3 protein-coding genes are annotated in these 1,309 nt (G+C 60.3%); all 3 read left to right on the top strand.

Annotated features, from left to right (window positions below; translation table 11 throughout):
* Positions 1 to 7 precede the first annotated feature (7 nt).
* The gene (locus H5U08_RS19100) at positions 8 to 172 is read left to right on the top strand and encodes a hypothetical protein (RefSeq protein ID WP_366494914.1); all 165 of its coding nucleotides are present in this window, start codon (positions 8 to 10) and stop codon (positions 170 to 172) included.
* Between the two features lie 3 nt (positions 173 to 175).
* Entirely contained in the window at positions 176 to 958 is a 783-nt protein-coding gene (gene pyrH / locus H5U08_RS19095) for a UMP kinase (RefSeq protein ID WP_297036847.1), read from the top strand.
* Between the two features lie 130 nt (positions 959 to 1,088).
* Positions 1,089 to 1,309 (top strand): ribosome recycling factor (locus tag H5U08_RS19090; protein WP_297036844.1); only part of this gene is annotated, 221 nt, incomplete at its 3' end.

Here is a 1,309-nt window from a genome sequence, read left to right as displayed (position 1 = left end):
GGAAAACCTGATCCCCAAGATCGTGGAAGGCCGTCTGAAAGACTTTTACTCTCAGCACTGCCTGGTGGATCAGCCGTTCGTCAAAGATCCCAAGAAGACCGTGGGCAAAGTGGCGGAAGAGGCCGGCCTGAAACTTGTCCGCTACTGGTACTGGGAGGTGGGAAAGGAGTGAGCTGTGGCCGAAGCTGCAAAGTCGGGTTCACCGTATCGGCGGATTGTCCTGAAAATTTCGGGAGAGGGGTTTACCCGCAGCGGTGAACGCGGGATCAACATGGCGTCCGTTGTGGCGCTGGCCGAGGAGACCTATCGGGCGGCTCAATCAGGCGTCCAACTGGCGATTGTCCTCGGGGGTGGGAACATCCTCCGGGGGGCCCAGTTCTCAGCGGGGACAACCCGCATCCAACCGGCCACGGCCCACTACATGGGCATGCTTGCCACGGTCATCAACGGACTTGCTTTCCAGGACGCGCTCGAATCGCTGGGCGTGGAGACCCGGCTCGTCTCTGCCGTGCCGATGGAGGGAGTGGCCGAGCCCCATATTCACCGCCGCATCCAGCAACATCTCGAAAAAGGCCGGATCGTCATTCTCACCGGCGGTACCGGTCGCCCCTTTGTGACGACCGACACAGCAGCAGCCCAGGCCGCCCTGGAAATCGGGGCCGATATTCTCATGAAGGCCACCAAAGTCGACGGAGTCTTCAGCGACGATCCTGCCAAGAATCCCCATGCCATTCTCTACAGTCAGATCAGCTACCGCGACGTGCTGCGGCAGAACCTGCGTGTGATGGACCCCGAAGCCATCACCAAGTGCGCCGAACATCGTCTTCCCATCGTCGTTTTCAACTTCCGACGCCCGGGCAATATCGAACGGGCTGTGCGAGGCGAACGGGTCGGCACCCTCATCACCGAGACGGAAACCCCCGTTCGCGAATCGGAACTCTCCGCCACTCCCACATGACAGGGGGCATGTTGGGTCAACTGGTGAAGTGCCCGACAGCCCGCTACAATCATCGAAAAAGCCGTGTTCTGGGGTCCGGCGGCGACCTGGTCCGCGTTGCTGGACGACGCTCAAGGAAAGGGTGTGCTGCATGACGGAAGATGAAATCCTTCTGACCGTCGAAGAAAAGATGGAGAAAGCAATCTCCGTCCTCAAGGAGAACCTGGCGGGCATCCGCACAGGCCGCGCGAATCCCGGGCTTGTCGAATCGATCAAAGTGGAAGCCTACGGGACTTCCGTGCCACTGAAACAGTTGGCGGCTGTGGGAGCGCCCGAACCGCAACAACTCGTCATTCGACCGTACGACCCAGA

The organism is Thermogutta sp. (genome assembly GCF_014359955.1).
GTDB lineage: Bacteria > Planctomycetota > Planctomycetia > Pirellulales > Thermoguttaceae > Thermogutta.
Note: the sequence above shows the minus strand (reverse complement) of the source record. Positions and strands in the feature narration are given on the sequence as shown.